Origin of the sequence: Pseudoduganella plicata, from assembly GCF_004421005.1 — a bacterium.
In the GTDB taxonomy this organism is placed as follows: domain Bacteria; phylum Pseudomonadota; class Gammaproteobacteria; order Burkholderiales; family Burkholderiaceae_D; genus Rugamonas; species Rugamonas plicata.
Genome location: NZ_CP038026.1, coordinates 1,426,417 through 1,444,190 on the forward strand (window position 1 = coordinate 1,426,417; position 17,774 = coordinate 1,444,190).

Annotated in this window: 12 protein-coding genes and 1 pseudogene; all 13 read right to left on the reverse strand. The window is 65.5% G+C overall.

What is annotated here, in order from left to right; genetic code table 11:
• Positions 1–72: 72 nt before the first annotated feature.
• Complete coding sequence (locus E1742_RS06210; RefSeq protein WP_134384032.1) at positions 73–1,026, reverse strand: glycoside hydrolase family 43 protein; 954 nt, start codon at positions 1,024–1,026, stop codon at positions 73–75.
• An 8-nt stretch (positions 1,027–1,034) separates the two neighbouring features.
• Entirely contained in the window at positions 1,035–2,018 is a 984-nt protein-coding gene (yjfF, locus tag E1742_RS06215; protein WP_134384033.1) for a galactofuranose ABC transporter, permease protein YjfF, read from the reverse strand.
• Positions 2,015–3,073, reverse strand: coding sequence for an ABC transporter permease (locus E1742_RS06220; protein WP_134388065.1), 1,059 nt, complete (start codon positions 3,071–3,073; stop codon positions 2,015–2,017). The genes yjfF and E1742_RS06220 overlap by 4 nt, the downstream gene beginning before the upstream one ends.
• Positions 3,074–3,093: 20 nt before the next feature.
• A complete protein-coding gene (locus tag E1742_RS06225; protein ID WP_134384034.1) occupies positions 3,094–4,617 on the reverse strand; it encodes a sugar ABC transporter ATP-binding protein in 1,524 nt (507 codons plus the stop codon).
• Positions 4,617–5,579 carry an ABC transporter substrate-binding protein gene (locus E1742_RS06230; RefSeq protein ID WP_134384035.1) on the reverse strand — a complete coding sequence of 321 codons (963 nt, stop codon included), beginning with the start codon at positions 5,577–5,579 and terminating at the stop codon, positions 4,617–4,619. Before E1742_RS06230 ends, E1742_RS06225 begins: the two co-directional genes overlap by 1 nt.
• Before the next feature lie 102 nt (positions 5,580–5,681).
• Positions 5,682–7,982 (reverse strand): beta-L-arabinofuranosidase domain-containing protein, encoded by a 2,301-nt coding sequence (locus tag E1742_RS06235; protein ID WP_307721911.1) that lies wholly within the window; start codon positions 7,980–7,982, stop codon positions 5,682–5,684.
• Between the two features lie 191 nt (positions 7,983–8,173).
• Complete coding sequence (locus E1742_RS06240) at positions 8,174–9,199, reverse strand: arabinan endo-1,5-alpha-L-arabinosidase (RefSeq protein WP_134384037.1); 1,026 nt, start codon at positions 9,197–9,199, stop codon at positions 8,174–8,176.
• An 11-nt stretch (positions 9,200–9,210) separates the two neighbouring features.
• On the reverse strand, positions 9,211–10,752 hold the full coding sequence (locus tag E1742_RS06245; protein WP_134384038.1) for a glycoside hydrolase family 43 protein: 1,542 nt from the start codon (positions 10,750–10,752) through the stop codon (positions 9,211–9,213).
• A 3-nt stretch (positions 10,753–10,755) separates the two neighbouring features.
• Entirely contained in the window at positions 10,756–12,291 is a 1,536-nt protein-coding gene (locus E1742_RS06250) for an alpha-N-arabinofuranosidase (RefSeq protein ID WP_134384039.1), read from the reverse strand.
• 31 nt (positions 12,292–12,322) lie between these two features.
• Positions 12,323–14,236, reverse strand: a complete 1,914-nt coding sequence (locus tag E1742_RS06255) for a glycoside hydrolase family 97 protein (protein ID WP_134384040.1) — start codon at positions 14,234–14,236, stop codon at positions 12,323–12,325.
• A 154-nt stretch (positions 14,237–14,390) separates the two neighbouring features.
• Positions 14,391–15,158 carry an SDR family NAD(P)-dependent oxidoreductase gene (locus E1742_RS06260; RefSeq protein ID WP_134384041.1) on the reverse strand — a complete coding sequence of 256 codons (768 nt, stop codon included), beginning with the start codon at positions 15,156–15,158 and terminating at the stop codon, positions 14,391–14,393.
• A gap of 32 nt (positions 15,159–15,190) precedes the next feature.
• A complete protein-coding gene (locus E1742_RS06265; protein ID WP_134384042.1) occupies positions 15,191–16,762 on the reverse strand; it encodes an aldehyde dehydrogenase (NADP(+)) in 1,572 nt (523 codons plus the stop codon).
• Positions 16,759–17,735 (reverse strand): annotated as a pseudogene (gene araD1, locus E1742_RS06270) (AraD1 family protein). Before araD1 ends, E1742_RS06265 begins: the two are co-directional and overlap by 4 nt.
• Between the last annotated feature and the right edge of the window lie 39 nt (positions 17,736–17,774).

Sequence of the window (17,774 nt, forward strand, 5' to 3'; positions counted from 1 at the left end):
ATTGCCGTGTCATGTCAAAGGGAGACCCGCGCCGCGGGCGCCCTTGACCGGCATTACTGGAATGAACAGCCGTCAGCGGCAGTTCGGGCTGGGATTGGCGGCTGGACCTTCAGCCGTCTGCGGCACGAAGGCGATGGTACGGTCTGCGTTGTAGTGCAATTCCTCCACCGCGGCGGAACGGCGCCACTCGCCGCCGCCCGGCAGCTTGTCGTTGTGGTAGAAGATGTACGACTTGCCGTTGAAGTCCACGATCGCGTGGTGGATGGTCTTCACGACGGCGTTCTTCTTCATGATGACGCCGCGATAGGTCCACGGTCCCGTGGCGCTGGGCCCCGTGGCATACGCCGTCTCTTCCGGGAACTCGCGCGAGTAGCTCAGATAGTAGGTGCCTTTGTGCTTGTGCAGGTACGCCGCCTCCGTGAAATTGTCGATGCCCTGCGTGTGGATCGGACCATCGAGTTCGATCATGTTGGGTTTCAGCTTCGCCCACTTCAGCACGCGGTTACCCCAATACAGATAGGCCTGGCCGTCGTCGTCGACGAACACCGTCGGGTCGATGTCGTCCCACGGGATGTCCGATTCCTTCGTCATGTCGTTGGTGATCAGGGCCGAACCGCGTGCATCCCTGAACGGCCCGGTCGGGCTGTCCGACACCGCCACGCCGATCGCCTTGCCGGGTATCGTCGCGTGGTCGACGGTCGAGTAAAAATAGTATTTGCCGTTGCGCTTCGTGATATCGGATGCCCAGGCGTCCGCGCGCGCCCAGCCGAAGGTCTGCACGGACAGCGGCGCGCCGTGTTCCTTCCAGTTCTTCATGTCGCACGTCGAATAGACGCGCCATTCCTTCATCAGGTAGTCTTTCGCGTCCGCTGCGGCATCGTCCTTGCCGACGTACAGGTAGACGCGTCCGTTATCGACCAGCGCCGCCGGATCGGCCGTGTAGATGTTCGGGAACAGCGGATTGGCGGCGTGCGCCAGTATCGACGCGGCAGCGAGGCTTGCTGCGACGAGGGTCTTCTTCAACATGAGGTCTCCTAGGTTTTAACGCGAGCCGACAGCAGGCGCTGCACGACACAGAACAGGAACAGCAGCGCGCCGATGACGATCCTGGTCCACCACGACGACAGGGTCCCGTCGAACGCGATCAGTGTCTGGATGGTGCCCAGCACCAGCACGCCGGACAGGGCGCCGGCCACGTAGCCGTAACCGCCCGACAGCAAGGTGCCGCCGATGACGACGGCGGCGATGGCGTCGAGCTCCGTGCCCTGCGCATGCTGGCCGTAGCCGGACAGCATGTAGAACGCGAACAGCACGCCGCCCAGCGCGGCGCAAAAGCCGCTGAATGCATAGACGAGGACGCGGGTGCGGCCGACGGCAAGGCCCATCATCAGCGCCGACTGCTCGTTGCCGCCGATGGCGTATACGGCGCGGCCGAACGCCGTGCGGCGCGACACCCATATCGTCACGACCAGCAGCAGCAATGCCACCAGTGCGCCGACGGACAGGAACCCGCCCAGCACCGGGACCTGGGTCTGCGACACGGCCACGAACAGCGGGTCGTCGATCGTGATCGATTCGATGCTGATCAGGTAGCACAGGCCGCGCGCCAGGAACATGCCGGCCAGCGTGACGATGAACGGCTGCAGCTGGAAGAAGTGGATCAGTGCGCCCTGCGCGGCCCCGAACACGATACCCATCACCAGCACGGTGGCAATGACGAGTACGGGCGGCCAGTGCGCGGTGTTCAGCAGCCAGGCCGCCACCATCGTCGTCAGCGCCAGCACGGAGCCAACGGACAGGTCGATGCCGCCGGACAGGATGACAATGCCCATGCCCACCGCGATGACCAGCAGGAAGGCGTTGTCGATCAACAGGTTCAGCATCACCTGCCACGACAGGAAGCCGGGATAGGCCGCGCCGCCGGCCGCCAGCAACATCGCCAGCAGGATCACCGTGACGATGGACGTAAAGTACGGCGCGCCCGACAGACCGCGCGCCTGGGTAAGTACAGCGCTCATGCCCGGCCCTTCCACATCTTTTTAAACCCCGCCGACTGCGACAGGCAGACGGCGAACACGACGATCGACTTGACGACCATGTTCACCTCGGGCGGCACGCCCAGCGAATAGATCGTGTACGTCAGGGTCTGGATGATCAGCGCGCCGATCATGCTTCCGGCCAGGCTGAATTTGCCGCCGGCCAGCGACGTGCCGCCCAGCGTGACGGCCAGGATGGCGTCCAGCTCCAGCAGCAGCCCGGCGTTGTTGGCATCCGCGCTCTTGATGTTCGAGGCGATCATCAGCCCGGCCAGGCCGGCGCAGGCGGAGCAGAACACATAGACGAAGAAGATCAGCGTTGCGGTGCGCACGCCGGCCAGCCGCGCGGCGACGGGGTTGATGCCGACGGCCTGGATGAACAATCCCAGCGCCGTCTTCTTCAGCAGCAGGCCCACGACCAGCAGCACGGCCGCCACGACCCACAGCGCGAACGGAATGCCCAGCAGGTAACCGCTGCCCAGGAAGAAGAACGGCTGATAGTAGACGGTGACGATCTGGCCATCCGTGAGCAGCTGCGCCAGGCCACGCCCCGCCACCATCAGGATCAGCGTGGCGACGATGGGCTGCAGCTTCAGGCCGGCCACCAGCAGGCCGTTCCACGCGCCGCACAGCACGGCCGCGCCCATTGCCGCGGCCAGCGCCAGCGCCATCGGCGTATTGGCCACGTAGGTGGGCACGCCGTTGTTGATGACCATTGTCCCGCCGATCAGCATGGCCGCCATCGTACCGGACAGCGCCACGACGGCGCCCACGGAAATGTCGATGCCGCGCGTGGCGATCACCAGCGTCATGCCCAGCGCTGCCAGCATCAGCGGCGCGGCGCGGTTGACGATGTCGATCAGCGGGCCATACAGGTGGCCGTCGCGCACCTGCAAGGTGAAAAAGCCGGGCACGAAAATGAAGTCCAGTACCAGCAGCGCGGCCAGTGCCAGCAGCGGCTTGGCCAGTTCGTGGCGCAGCAGGCCGGCGCCGGACTGGCGCGGCGACGGAGTGACGGCTGCCGGCTCGGCCGGCATCGGTGTCGGTTGTGGCGCCGTCATGCGCCCTCTCCCGCGATCACGCGCAGCACGGACTGCTCGTCGAGCTCGCCGCGGCGGTACTCGCCGCAGGCCTTGCGGTCGCGCATGACGACCATGCGGTCGCTGCAGCGCAGCACTTCGGGCAGCTCGGACGAGATGAACAGAATCGACAGGCCCTTGCGGCACAGGTTTGTGACGTAATCCATGATTTCCTGCTTGGCGCGCACGTCGATGCCGCGCGTCGGTTCGTCCAGGATCAGCAGCTTCGGCTCGGTGGCCAGCCAGCGCGCCAGCAGCACCTTCTGCTGGTTGCCGCCCGACAGCGTGCCGATCGGCGTTTCGATGCTGGCGGTCTTGATGCCCAGCCATTTGACGTAGTCGGCGGCCAGCTGCTGCTGGCGTTTCAAAGGGATCGCCCGCAGCATGCCCGCCTTGGCCTGTAGCGCCAGGATCAGGTTCTCGCGCACGGACAGCGACAGGATCGCGCCCTCGTGCTTGCGGTCCTCGGAACAGAAGGCGATGCCGGCGGCGATGGCGTCGCGCGGCGTGGCGAACACGCTCTCCTTGCCGTCCACCACGATGGCGCCGGCATCGGCCTTGTCCGCACCGAACAGCAGCCGTGCCAGCTCCGTGCGCCCGGAACCGAGCAGGCCGGCAAGGCCCAGCAGCTCGCCCTTGTGGATCGTGACGTCGACGGGTGTCAGCACGCCCTTGCGGGCCAGGCCGCGAGTGGTCAGCAGCGGCTCGTTGTGCAGGACATGAGAGGCATGCTGCGCCGCCTCGGCCGGCTCCGGCGCGGCCGGCGCACCGACCATCTTGTTGACGAGGGCCAGGCGCGACAACTCGCTGCACGCATACTCGCCCTCGCGCTCGCCGTTGCGCATCACGGTGATGCGGTCGGAAATGGCGTAGGTCTGCTCCAGGAAGTGCGTGACGAACAGGATTGCCATGCCCTGCTCGCGCAGGCGTCGCAACACGCGGAACAGAAGCTGCACTTCCGCTTCGTCGAGGCTGGACGTGGGCTCATCCAGGATCAGCACCCTGGCCGAGATGTTCAGGGCCCGCGAAATGGCCACCATCTGCTGGATCGCCAGCGGATAGCGCGACAGCGGCGCCGTCACGTCGACGTCGATTTCCAGCTGACGCAGCAACACCTCGGCGTCGCGCCGCATGGTCTGCCAGTCGATGCCGAACAGCTTCCTCGGATAGCGTCCGATGAAGATGTTTTCGGCGACCGACAGGTTCGGGCACAGGTTGACTTCCTGGTAGACGGTACTGATGCCCAGCTGCTGCGCTTCCAGCGTGGAGGCCGGGCTGACGGGCCGCCCTTCCATCAGAATCGTGCCGGCATCGGGCGTGTAGACGCCCGTCAGCACCTTGATCAGCGTGGACTTGCCGGCGCCGTTCTGGCCCATCAGCGTATGCACTTCGCCCGGATACAGCCGCAGGCCGGCATCGGACAGCGCCTTCACGCCCGGGAAGGCCTTGTGGATACCGTTCAGCTCCAGCACCGGCCGCGTGGCCTTCACCGGATGTGCCATCAGTATTTACGGGTCGGGAATTCTTTGGCCGCCACTTCCGCCGGGAAGACGCGTTCCTCCGTGACGATGCGCCTGGTCACCGGCTTGCCTGCCGCGACATCCTTCGCGGCCTGCATCAGCTGAGGACCCAGCAGCGGGCTGCATTCGACGGTGACGTTCAGCTTACCCTGCATCATGGCCTCGAACGCGCCCTTGACGGCGTCGATGGAGACGATGACGATGTCCTTGCCCGGCTTCAGGCCCGCTTCCTCGATGGCCTGGATGGCGCCGATGGCCATGTCGTCGTTGTGTGAGTACAGCACGTTGATGTCCTTGCCGTGCGCCTTCAGGAACGCTTCCATGACTTCCTTGCCCTTGGCGCGGGTGAACTCGCCCGTCTGCGTGCGCAGCAGCTTCAGTTGCGGATTGCCTTTCGTGACTTCCTCGAATCCGGCCTTGCGGTCGATAGCGGGCGCCGAGCCCACGGTGCCCTGCAGCTCGACCACATTCAATACCTTGCCCGGCGTTTTCTTCGCGTGCTCCACCAGCCAGCGCCCGGCGCGGCGGCCTTCCTCGACGAAGTCCGAACCGATCAGCGTGACGTACAGGGATTTGTCGGCGACGTTGACGTCGCGGTCGGTCAGGATGACGGGGATCCTGGCGGCCTTCGCTTCGCGCAGCACCGTGTCCCAGCCCGATTCCACCACAGGCGAGAAGGCAATGATGTCCACGCGCTGGGCGATGAACGAGCGGATCGCCTTGACCTGGTTTTCCTGGCGCTGCTGCGCGTCGGCGAATTTGAGCGTGACGCCGGCCTTCTTTGCCGCGTCCTTGATGGAGACGGTGTTGGCGGTGCGCCATTCGCTTTCGGCGCCCACCTGCGAGAAGCCGATGACGAGCGGTTTGGCGGCGAATGCGCTGAAGGTGGCGGAAGTGCCGGCCAGTGCGATGGCGGCGAGGACGTGCCTGCGAGTGACGGTCATGACGGGTCTCCTGGATTGTCTTTTTATGAAGGTATGGTAGGCGAAGCGCTCATGCCAATCCAATACATTTTTTGTTGCACGTGATATCTTTTTGAATATCGTTCATGGCGCACGCAACAGCCTGAGGCCATACAGGCCGCCGGCCAGCGAGCCGGGGCGCGCGACGAACCTGACGGTCAGCGTGCCGTCCTGCGCGGCACCCGCCGGCACGTCGACGTCCACGTCGTAGAACGCGCGTTCGTTCGGCTGCAGTGTCATGGAACGCAGCAGCCTGCCGTTGACGAAGATGTCGAAGGCGCGGCCCGCGTCCGCTGCGGCGAAGGTCAGGCGCAACGTCCTGCCCTCCCCGGCCTTGTCGTTGAGGCGGTAACTGAACCAGCCAGTCGCATGGCGCCAGTGACGCCCGGCGTTGACACCGGCGTCCGCTCCCTCGCCCTGGAAGCCGTGATCCGCCTCCGGCTGCTGCTCGCCCGGCGCCACCTGGTCGACGGTGCGTTTCGCCAGTGCGATACGCTCCGCTTCGTCCCGCGCGGTCTGCGCCCGCAGCCCGGCGGCGCCAGCCGGGGTAGCGTGCTGCCAGTAGAGCATGTAACGCGAGTCGTGCAGTCGAAAGAACGGAATGAAGCGCACGTTCGCTCCCTGCACGAGGCCTGGCGCCGTGAAGGTGAGCGGCTGGCCGGGCACCGGGCGGAACCGATCCATGAAGTTCTTCGTATCGCTGACGAAGAGGGGCGCCGACTCCTGCGGGCACATGGCTCCCTGAGCGATATGGCCCATGCGCGAGTCGTCGGCGAAGTAGTTCAGCTTCTCGTTCGGGAACGGCGCCGTTTTCGCCGCCAGCACGATCGGGCCATGCAAGACCGCGTAGTAATTCGAGCGGTCCGGCATCTGCTCCAGCCTTGTCGTCATCGGCAACGTGACGTGTACCGTATCGCCATCGCGCCAGGCGCGCTCGATGCGCACGTAGCCGTCCTTGCCCGCCTTTGCTGCCACCGCCTTGCCATTGACCTTGACGCGCATCGCGTCTTGCGCCACCCAGCCGGGATAGCGCAGTTTCAGTGCGTAGCTGCCGCTTCCGTGCACCGAAAGGCGGGATGTCGATTCGTCGGGGAATCGGGTCTGCTGGCTGATGCGGATGCCTTTCGCCTTCCAGTCCAGCGTGGAGGCGATGTACAGGTTGACGTACAGGTCGTTCCCGTCATGCGCGTAGATGAACTCCGCATGCTTCGCATGACTCTCGATGCCGGAACCGACGCAGCACCACATGCCTTCGTCCACCTTCGAGTAGACGCGGTAATGGTTCGGGCGCATCGGCGTGAAGTAGACGAAGCCGCCCGTCTCCGGCCGCTGCGAGGCGAGGATATGGTTGTACAGGGCGCGCTCGTAGTAATCCGCGTACGCCAGGCCCGGCCGGCGCTGGAACAGCAGCGCCGTCAGCTTGAGCATATTGTAGGTATTGCAGGTCTCGGGCCCTTCCACCTCGTCGATCATCGGCGCGAAGCCGGCGCTGTCGTGGAAGTGCTCCTTGACGCTGTTGCCGCCGATGGCGACGCTGCGCTTGCCCACCACCGTCTGCCAGAACGTGCGGGCGGCCGCGTCCCATCCGGGTTCACCCGTCGCCTGCGCGATGCGCTCGAAGCCGATCACCTTGGGGATCTGCGTATTGGCGTGCAGGCCGGTCAGGCGGTCCTCCCCCCTCGCGAGCGGTTCCAGGATGCCCTTGTGCGAGAAGCGCCGCGCCAGGTGCAGGTACTTCATGTCGCCCGTCATTGTCGCCACGTCGACCAGCACTTCGTTCATGCCGCCATGTTCGCTCCTGAGCATCGCCTGCATCTGCTCGTCGCTCAGCTTTGCCGTCAGTTTCAACGCCCAGTCGGACAGTTTCACCAGCATCGCCCGGGCGTCCTCGTTGCCGGCGTACAGCCACGCGTCGCGCAGGCCAGCGAACGTCTTGTGCAGGTTGTACCACGGGACCCATTTGCCATTGACGCTGAAATTATCCGCATGCAGTCTGCCCTGCGCGATCTCCGCCCAGGCGGCATCGCCGCCGGGAATTCCGCCCAGGTAGCCGTCGTCGCCCTGGCATTTCTTCAGCTCCGCGACAAAATAGGCCAGCCGTTCGCGCACCTGCGGATCGCCCGTGGACGCCGTCATCAGCGCCAGCGCGGACAGGTAATGCCCGCCCATGTGGCCATCGAGGCCCGACGCCTCCCAGTTGCCATAGCTGGCCTTCGCCAGCGGCAGACCCGCCTCGCGGCGGAACGGCGCCAGCAGACGGTCCGCATCGAGCGCCAGCAGGTAGCGCAAGTCCGTCTGCTGCGCCTCCAGGAACGGGCCGTCAGCCAGGCGCACGTCGCGCAGCGGAAACAACTCGGCCGCGGAAGCGGAAAGGGCAGAGCACAAAACAGCGCCACCAAACAAACGCAACAGGCTACTCATCATCGGACCCCTAAAGCCGAGCCCGTGACAACCCCGGGGTCAGGCACAAAAACTGTCAGCAGGCTCAGCTGTATCATTGCGAGCTCCACCCTGTTCGGACTCGTGACAGGTTTCGTGCCTGACCCCGATGTTGTCACGAACTCGGCGGTGGTGGCTTATCTTGCTGGCAGCAGCACGCTTTGGTAGCCGTTCAGCTGCTTCGGATCGACCACGGGCCACCCTGCCGCGTCCCATTTGATGTCGAGGACTTTCAGCTTCTGCTGGTACTGGTCGGCCGTCTCGTAGGCGTGGAGTACGAGCACGTCGCGGCCGTCGAAGGTGTAGGCGCCGTTATGACCCAGGCCCACCCAATCCTTGTCACCCTTGATGACGAGCGAGCCGCCCCCCTTCGCCATGTCCTTTCCGTCCTTGTCGAGGTACGGTCCGGTGGCGTCGCGCGCGCGGCCGACGACGACGTGGTACGTGCTCTTCTCCTTCTGGCAGCACAGGCCCCACGACGCGAACAGGTAGTACCAGTCGCCCTTCCTGAAGATAAACGGCGCCTCGATCTCGGCCGGACCCGCCTCCTCGTCCGGCGTGAACGCGGGGCGTTCGCGTGCGGCGATGGTGCGCCACTGCTGCGGTTCCGCGGGGCGCGTCCAGTCGGCATTGAGCCTGACGAGCTTCAGGCCGCCCCAGAACGAGCCGAACGCCATCCAGCCGTTGCCGGCCTTGTCCTCGATGACGTTGGAGTCGATGGCATTCCATACATCGCGCCCCGGCACCGACTGCAGCACTAGCCCCTTGTCTTCCCACTTGTAGTCGGGCGAGCGGGGATCGAGCGTCTTGTTGACGGTGACGCCGATGCCGGACGTGTTCTTGCCGAAGCCCGACACCGAGTAGTACAGGTAGTATTTGCCGTTGTGCCGCTGCACGTCGGGCGCCCAGATATGGCCGTCGAACGACGGTGCGGCCGTTTTCGCCCACGCCGGCTCGCCCGCGAACACGCGCCCTTCCGGCGTCCACGACTTCATGTCGCGCGAGCTGTAGAACGTGATGCCGGGACCCGTGCTGAACACGTAGTACCGCTCGCCGTCCTTCGCCATCACCGGATCGTGCACCCCCACCTGCGCAGCGTGCGCCGCCTGCGTAACCGCCAGCGCCACGCAAGCGGCCGCCGCCATTGCCTTAAACCGTTTCATGCTGTTCCTCTTCAATTGCCCGTCCGCGCGCCCCAGACCGACACGCCGTCGGCATTTTGCGCCGTGAACGTGACGGTGAACGCGTTTGCGTTACTGTTCCACTGGCGCGAAAGCACACCGCTGTAAGGTGCCGCGGTGCCGTCCAGCGCCAGGCTGACGCGGTTGTTGCCGCGGTACGACCAGCGGCCGCTGACGGCGCCGCTGATGCGGCCGTCCTTGCCCAGCCTGACGACCTGCGACTGCCGGATCGCCGCCGTGATGTCCTTGCCGTGGTTGATGTATTTGTACGTACCCGCCGCGATGGCGGCCGAAACGGCAGCCGGGTCTTCCTTGGCCTTGCCGGCCGGCGCGTGGCGGAACGGCGCCACCACGGGCCAGCCCTCGTCGTTGATGAACATCTCGTGCACGCGCACCTCGTGCATCTCGCCCGTATTCGGGAAGCGCGTATGGAACACGAGGAAGTGCTGCTTCGTGGCCGCGTCGTAGAACGCGCTGTTGTGGCCTGCCGAAACGTAGCCCAGCGGCGTGCCCGTCTCGCCCGCCGCCAGCGCGAACTGGTGGTTGCCAAGCAGTTTCTGGCCATGCGGCGCGATGCTGGCGTCGTCGAACAGCGGCCTGGTGGGGTCGGATTTGACGGTTGCCATATCCGTGCCCTTGCCGTCCACGTACGGGCCATCCGGATAGCGCGAGCGGGCCACGCGCATATTGTAGGCACCGTTGGCATCGAGCCCGCCGAACGACGTAAACAGGTAGTAGAACTTCGACTCCGGGCTGTACAGCACGTACGCGCCTTCGATGCGGGAGTGGTTCCCGCCCATCAGGTGCTTGCCATAGCCCTGCCCAGGCAGCGGCATGCCGGTCGCCTTGTCCAGCTGGAGGATAAAGATGCCGCCCGAGTACGAGCCATAGATCATCCACAGCTTGCCGGCAGCGTCGCGGAAGACGTTCGGATCGACCACGTTCGGGTGCCGCGTCGCGTCGTAGACCGTGCCGTCGGGACTGACCTCGCCCCACATGCCGGACTTCAGGATAATCCCCTTGTTGACGTACGGCCCTTCGATATGGTCGGCCACGGCGATGCCCAGCGCGGAGCGCGGCGAATCGCCCCTGCACGCGTTGTAGTACATGTAATATTTGCCGTCGTCCATGCGGATCACGTCCGGCGCCCACAGCGTCGACGTCTGCGCCCACGCGAACGTCTCGGCCAGCTGGTTCGCCACGTCCGGGATCAGCGGATTGGCGGGGTTGACGCCGTCCGCGATCTTCGTCCAGTGCATCAGGTCCGGCGTTTTCGCCGCTGCCAGGTGCGAGCCGAAGACGTAATACCGGCCGTTCGCCCGGATCACGGACGGGTCGTGCACGGAAGTCTCGGTGAACGACGCGCGCGAACGCGCCACCGCTTCCTGCGTCGCGCCGCCGCTTGTCACGGCGCTGGTCATCGCGCTCGTCGCCGTGCCTGTCGTTGCGCCCGTGTCGCCGTCGCTGCCGCCGCAACCGGCGAGCGACAGCACGCCGGCGGCCACCAGGGCCGTCGTCATCATCGATGTGCGCATGGCTTACTCCACGGAGGTGACGATGACGGACTTCGCCGGCAGCTGGACCGTCAGCTTGCCTCCGCTGGCCTGGGCCGAGAACGGCGCCGGCTTGACGGCATCCGGCGCCTCGAACGTATTGTGCGCGTCCATCGCCGCCGCCGTCAGGATCTGGCCGGCAGCCTTCCCGGTGCGTGCTCCGGACACATTCACCGTCACGTCGACCGCCTTGTTCGGATTCGTATTCACCAGCGCCAGATACACCTTGCCGTCCTTGCCGCGTGCGGCCGACGCGCTGACCTGCGGCACCGTCACGTTGCCCACGCTGTACTTGCCGTTGTTCTTGATGGCCACCGGCAGCGACGTCGCGTCCTGGAACGGCACGTACATGCGGAAGGCGTGGTACGTCGGCGTCAGGATCATGCGGTTCTTGTCCGTCAGGATCATCGCCTGCAGCACGTTGACCATCTGCGCGATGTTGGTCATGCGCACCCGGTCCGCATGGGCGTGGAAGATATTGAAGTTCAGCGCCGCGACGACGGCGTCGCGCAGGCTGTTCTGCTGGTACAGGAAGCCGGCGTTCGTGCCCGGTTCCACGTCGTACCAGGTGCCCCATTCGTCGACGAACAAGCCCACCTTCTTCTGGGGATCGTTCTTGTCCATCAGCGCCGTGTTCTTGCGGATCAGGCCATCCATCGCCAGCGTGTTCTTCATCGTGCTGGCCCACTGGTCTTCCTTGAAGCCGGTGGCCGCGCCCTTCACTTCCCACTTGCCCGTCGGGATCGTGTAGTAGTGGAAGCTGATGCCGTCGATATTCTGCTTGATCTCCTTTGTGAGCACGTCGGACCAGCGGATGTCGTTGTCATGGCCGCCGCTGGCGATGAACTTCGGCTTGGCATTCGGCGGCGTGCGCACGAAGGCGGCCGCATTCCGGTACAGGTTCGCGTAATGTTCCGGCGTCATGTTGCCGCCGCAGCCCCAGGCCTCGTTACCGATGGCGAAATAGTCCAGCTTCCACGGTTTGTCGCGGCCGTTCTTGCGGCGCAGTTCCGCCAGGGTCGACTTGGAATCGGACGTCATGTACTCGACCCATTCCGACATTTCCTGCACCGAGCCTGTTCCCAGATTGCCATTGACGTAGACTTCCGCGCCCAGCAGCTCGGCCAGGTCGAAGAATTCATGCGTGCCGACGGCGTTGTTCTCTTCCACGCCGCCCCAGTTGGTATTGACCTTGACGGGGCGCTTGTCACGCGGGCCGACGCCGTCCTTCCAGTGATACTCGTCGGCGAAGCAGCCGCCCGGCCAGCGCACCAGGGGGACGTGCAGTTCCTTGAGCGCGCCGATCACGTCGTTGCGCCAGCCCTTCGTGTTGGGGATCTTCGATTCCGGTCCCACCCACATGCCTTCGTAGATGCCGGTGCCCAGGTGCTCGGCAAACTGGCCGTAGATGTTCTTGTTGATGACGGGACCGGCCTTGGCGGCGTCAATGGTCACCGATACCTGGGCGAACGCGGTGCCGCAGGCGGCCAGGCTAAGGGCGAGGATCGTACGTTTCAACATTTCTTGTCTCCTTGGTTTTATAGGTTTTTACTTATTTGAATACTGCGACGAAGCCGCCTTTCGGCTTGACCACGATGCCCGTCGTCCTGCCGGCACGGATCGGCGCGTCGGCAAACGTCCGCTCGCTCGCGCCGTCCGTGACGATCCGGCCCGCCTTGCCGATAAACCGGAGGTCCATCGTCAGCGCCTGGTCACGGTCGGTCGCATTGATACCCGCGACATACCATGCGTCGCCGGCCCGGCGAGCGATCACGGCATACTTGCCCGGTTCGCCCGCCAGGAATCGGCTGTCGTCCCAGCTGCGCGGCAGCTCCCGCAGCAGCGCCTTGACGTACTCCGGCGCGGTCGCCATCCCCTGCGGGATCTCGGCGAAGTGCTGGATGCCGGAAACGAACAGCACGGATTCGGCCAGCTCGAAGCCGTTGCGCGTGGTGCGCCTAATTTTCGGGATGTCGCCGAACGCCAGCGGCGTGAAGTCCATCGGGTCGAACAGGTTGCGCGTGAACGGCAGCATCGCCGCATGCGGGGCAATCGCATCCTGGTCTTCCTGGGTAAACGTGGTGAACTCGAAACCGCGCACGGCTTCCGCCGTCAGCAGGTTCGGCCACGTGCGCGACCAGCCGCGCGGCAGGGTCGCGCCGTGGAAGTTCACCAGCAGTTGCGCGTCATACGCATCCTTCAGGATCTCGGTGTAGTAGCGGATCATCGACTGGCCGTCGCCGCCGAAGAAGTCCACCTTGATGCCCTTGACGCCCATCTCGCGCAGCCGCTTGAATTCGGCCACGCGGCTCCCGTGCGTCAGCATGCGGTCGCGCGGCGTCATGTCGGTGTCGTTCCAGCTGCCTGCCGAGTTGTACCAGGCGAGGATGCCGATGTTCTTCGTGGCCGCGTACGTCGCCAGTTCCTTCAGGCGGTCGTAGCCGATCTTCCTGTCCCAGTAAGCGTCAACCAGCGTGTAGTCCCAGTGCATGTCCGCTGCGTAGTCGATGAACTGCTTCTGTGTCTCGAAGTTGGTGTAGTCGTCCTTCAGGATGGCCCAGCTCCAGGACGAGTGACCCGGCTTGACCCAGTCGGGTACCGGCCCGGGCGCCGGCAGCGCCAGGTCGGTACCCAGCGTCGAGTTGACGACGGTCGCCAGCGAGCCGATGGCCAGCACGCGCCATGGCGTCGTCAGGCTGCCCTGAGCGCTGGGCAGCAGTGCGCCATTGGGATACGTCTCCTCTTTTGCAGGGCCGGCGATGCGATACACGCCACCCGGCGACGCGGTCGCCAGGCGCGACGCGTGAAAATCGCCGTCCATGCCCGCCTCCGTCATGGCGATCCACGTGTCGCCGGTGCGGAACAGCGCCGGAAACACCCAGCCCGCGCCCAACGGGGCCGGCGTGCCGACGGGGATGCCCATGCGATAGTGTTCTTCGTAGGACGGATTGGTGCGCTGGTAGCCAGTCTTCGCCACGGACATCGGCTGCAGCCACGCCTTCGATCCGGCCGGCAGCGCAAAACCGGTTGCCTCGTCCCGGAACGCCAGCCTGCCGCCCGTGGCCTTGTAGCGAAATGCGACGCCGTCGTTCGAAACGCGGAACGTAACGTCCAGCGCGGCCTTCTTCGGGTTCGTGTAATGCCAGGTGCGCTCGTTGGCGGCATAGCTGACATGACGACGCTTGCCTCCGGCCAGTTCGTACTTGTCGCTGACAGGTTGCACGGCGGTTGCACCGGCTGGCTTCAGGTTCGCGGACAGGTCGACGCCGTCGAACGTCAGCCCGAGCGCCGAGTCGCCCAGTACGGGCTGGCCGGCTCGGCTGATGCGGTAGGTGATGGTGCCGTTGGCGCCGGCGTTAACCGTGACGGCAAGCTTGCCATCAGGGCTGCTGACGGTATCGCTTTGCGCGCAGGCGATCGGTGCGACGACGCAGGCGGCCACGCCGAGAATGCGGGTCAGGGTCATAGTCGTAACGGTGAAAGCGCCGCCCAAGGCGGGCGGCGTACAGCGAACGGAAACTACGGCTGCGCCCGAGTCCCACCGCAGTGCCTGGCACCGCGATGGGACTCGGGCTGAACTGGACGCCAGCTGAGCTAGACGCCAGCTGAACTGCCAACGCTTACACCCAGCCCGCGTCCACGATGAATTCCTGGCCCGTGCACATGGCGCTGTCGTCCGCGCCCAGGAACAGGATCATCGACGCCACGTGTTCCGGCATCAGCTTGCCCGGCAGGCATTGCGCCCGCTTGATTTCCGCTTCGGCGGCATCGTCGACCCACAGGTCGATCTGCCGCTGCGTCATGACCCAGCCCGGCGTGACCGTGTTGACACGGATACCGTACGGGCCGAAATCGCGAGCCAGGCAGCGCGTCAGGCCGATCACGGCCGCCTTGGTGGTGCCATAGACGGGATAGCCGCCGTTCTTGGCATGCCACGACATCGAGCTGATATTGATGATGGAACCGCCGCCCTTCTTCTTCATCCCTTCCAGCACCGACTGGCAGGTAAAGAACATCGGGCGCTGGTTGATGGCAATGCGCTCGTTCCAGTATTCCAGCGTCACCTCTTCCGGCTTGTGGCGCTGGTCGTTGGCGGCGTTGTTGACGAGGATGTCGAAGTCGCCGATCTGCGCCGCCAGCTCCGCCATCGTTTTCTGCAGCGCCGGGATGTCGGTGATGTCGCAATAGCGGTAGACGGGTGCCGGATGGCCGGCGGCCTTCAGGCGCTCGACCAGCGCCAGGCTGGCCTCCTGCGCGATATCGACGAACGCCACCAGCGCGCCCTGCTCCGCATAAGTGGCGACGATGCTTTCACCGATGCCGGTGCCGCCGCCCGTGACGAATACGCGCTTGCCGCGCAGGCTGCCGAACTTGGCCAACTCTGTCATTGATGTCTCCCTTTGATCTTCTATTTTACTGTTCACGCCTTGCCCAGCACACCGTCGGTACGGCGCCAGATGCCTTGCGGGTTACCGTCGCGCAGCGCCTCGGGCAGCAGTGCCTGCGGCAGGTTCTGGTAGCACACCGGGCGCAGGAAGCGCCCGATCGCCGCCGTGCCCACCGACGTGCTGCGGCCATCGGCCGTGGCCGGGAACGGACCGCCGTGCACCATCGCCGTGGACACTTCCACACCCGTCGGGAAGCCGTTGGCCAGGATGCGGCCGACCTTGCGCTCCAGCGACGGCAGCAGCTCGCGTGCCGCATCGATATCGCTGTCTTCCAGCTGCAGCGTCGCGGTCAGCTGGCCTTCCAGGCGTTCCGTCACGGCGCGCATTTCGGCCACGTCCTTGCAAGCGACCAGCAGCGACGCGGGACCGAACACTTCGCCGTGCAGCGCATGCTCGGCCAGGAACGACTCCGCGGTCGTGGCGAACAGCGCGGGCGCGCCGCGGCCTTCTTCCTGCTCGGCCAGGGCCAGCGTCTTGACGCAGTCCTGGGCGGCCAGCGTCTGCACGCCGTCCTGGTAGCTGCCGGCGATGCCGGGCGTGAGCATCGGCGCGGCCGGCACGTTCTGCAGCGCGGCGGCGGCCGTTTTCGCGAACGCGTCAAATTCCGGGCCGGCGATGCCCAGCACGAGGCCGGGGTTGGTGCAGAACTGGCCGACACCCATCGTCAGCGACTGGGCAAAGCCCTGGGCGATCTGCTCGCCGCGCGCCGCCATGGCGCCCGGCAGCAGGAACACAGGATTGATGCTGCTCATTTCCGCATACACGGGAATCGGCTGCGGCCGCGCGGCCGCCACGGCCATCAGCGCCGTACCGCCGCCACGCGAACCCGTGAAGCCGACGGCCTGGATGGCGGGATGCGCGACGAGGCCCTGGCCGATATGGCGGCCCGTGCCCGTCAGCAGCGCGAATACGCCGGCCGGCAGCTTGCACAGTTCCACGGCCTTGATGACGGCACGCGCCACCAGCTCGGAGGTGCCGGGGTGGGCGGAATGCGCCTTCAGCACGACGGGGCAGCCGGCCGCGAAGGCCGATGCCGTGTCGCCGCCGGCAACGGAAAACGCCAGCGGGAAGTTCGACGCCGCGAACACGGCAACGGGTCCGAGCCCGATCATGCGCAGACGCAGATCCGGACGCGGTGGCGTACGTTCCGGCAGCGGGCTGTCGATACGCACGTCGGCCCACGAGCCTTCGCGCAGCATCTCCGCGAACAGCCGCAGCTGGTTGACGGTACGCCCACGCTCGCCCTCCAGGCGCACGCGCGGCAGGCCCGATTCAGCCATGGCGCGCACGATCAGTTCATCGCCAATGGCCATGATCTGCTCGCCCACCGTTTCCAGGAAGCGCGCACGCTCCTCGTTGGACGTGGCCCGGAAGGTGTCGAACGCGGCGGCCGCCAGCTGGCAGGCCTGGTCGATCTGGGCTTCGTCGACGGCATAAAATGCCGGTTCCAGTTCCTCGCGCTTGCTCGGATCGAAGGCCTTGAAGTGCTTGCCCGTACCACGGACGGCGACGCCGCCGATCAGTGCTTCACCAGTGATGCTCATAATGCGGTTACCTTTGCGACTTGCGTTTCGATGACGGCCAGCTTGTTGCGCAGTGCCGGGCCGAATGCGGGCGCCTCGATCTCGAACGTTTCGCCCGGCGCGACCTGCACATTGTCGGCAAAGCTCAAGGTGGCGGTACCGAAGAAGTGCACGTGCACGTCGCCCGGGCGCTTGAACAGCTGGTATTTGAAGTGATGGTGTTCCAGGTTGGCGATCGTGTGCGACATGTTCTTCTCCCCGCTCACAAAAGCCTTCTCCCAGCGCACGTTGCCGGCCGCGTCGCGGATGCGCGAGACGCCGTCGATATGTTCAGGCAGCTCGCCCACCAGCAGCGCCGGGCCCACGCCGCAGGCGCGCAGCTTCGAGTGCGCGAGATACAGGTAGTTCTGGCGCTCGGTCACGTGGTCCGAGAACTCGTTGCCGATGGCGTAACCGACGCGGTAAGGCTGGCCATCGTCGCCGATGACGTACAGGCCCGCGATTTCAGGCTCTTCGCCGCCGTCCAGCGCGAAGTCCGGCATGGCCAGGGCTTCGCCGCTGGCCGCGACGATCGAACCGTCGCCCTTGTAGAACCATTCCGGCTGGGCCCGGCGCTGCCCGCGGCAGGCTTGCCGCCTTCGACGCCGAGGCGGAACATCTTCATGCTGTCGGACAGCGTTTCGACGTCGCCGCCGATCTTCTTGTGCATGGCGTCGCGCGCGTCGGCGCTGCCCAGGTGGGTCAGGCCCGTGCCGGTGACGTAGCAGTGCGCCGGGTCTTCATGGTCCAGTGGCGGCAGCGGCGTGACGTCGGCAAAGGCGACGGTGTTGTTGCCGGCGGCGGACTGCGCCAGCTCGGCCAGCTTCTGTTTGTTGCGGATTGCCGCCTGTGCCAGCGCGTAGGTGGTTGAAAAGCCGTCGATGATGCGAATGGTGTCGTCTTCCAGGATGCCGACATGGCGGGCATCGTTGGCCTTGAATTGAACTAACAGCATGGTATCTCCTTAAAGGCGCGCAATGACAGCGGGACCGGG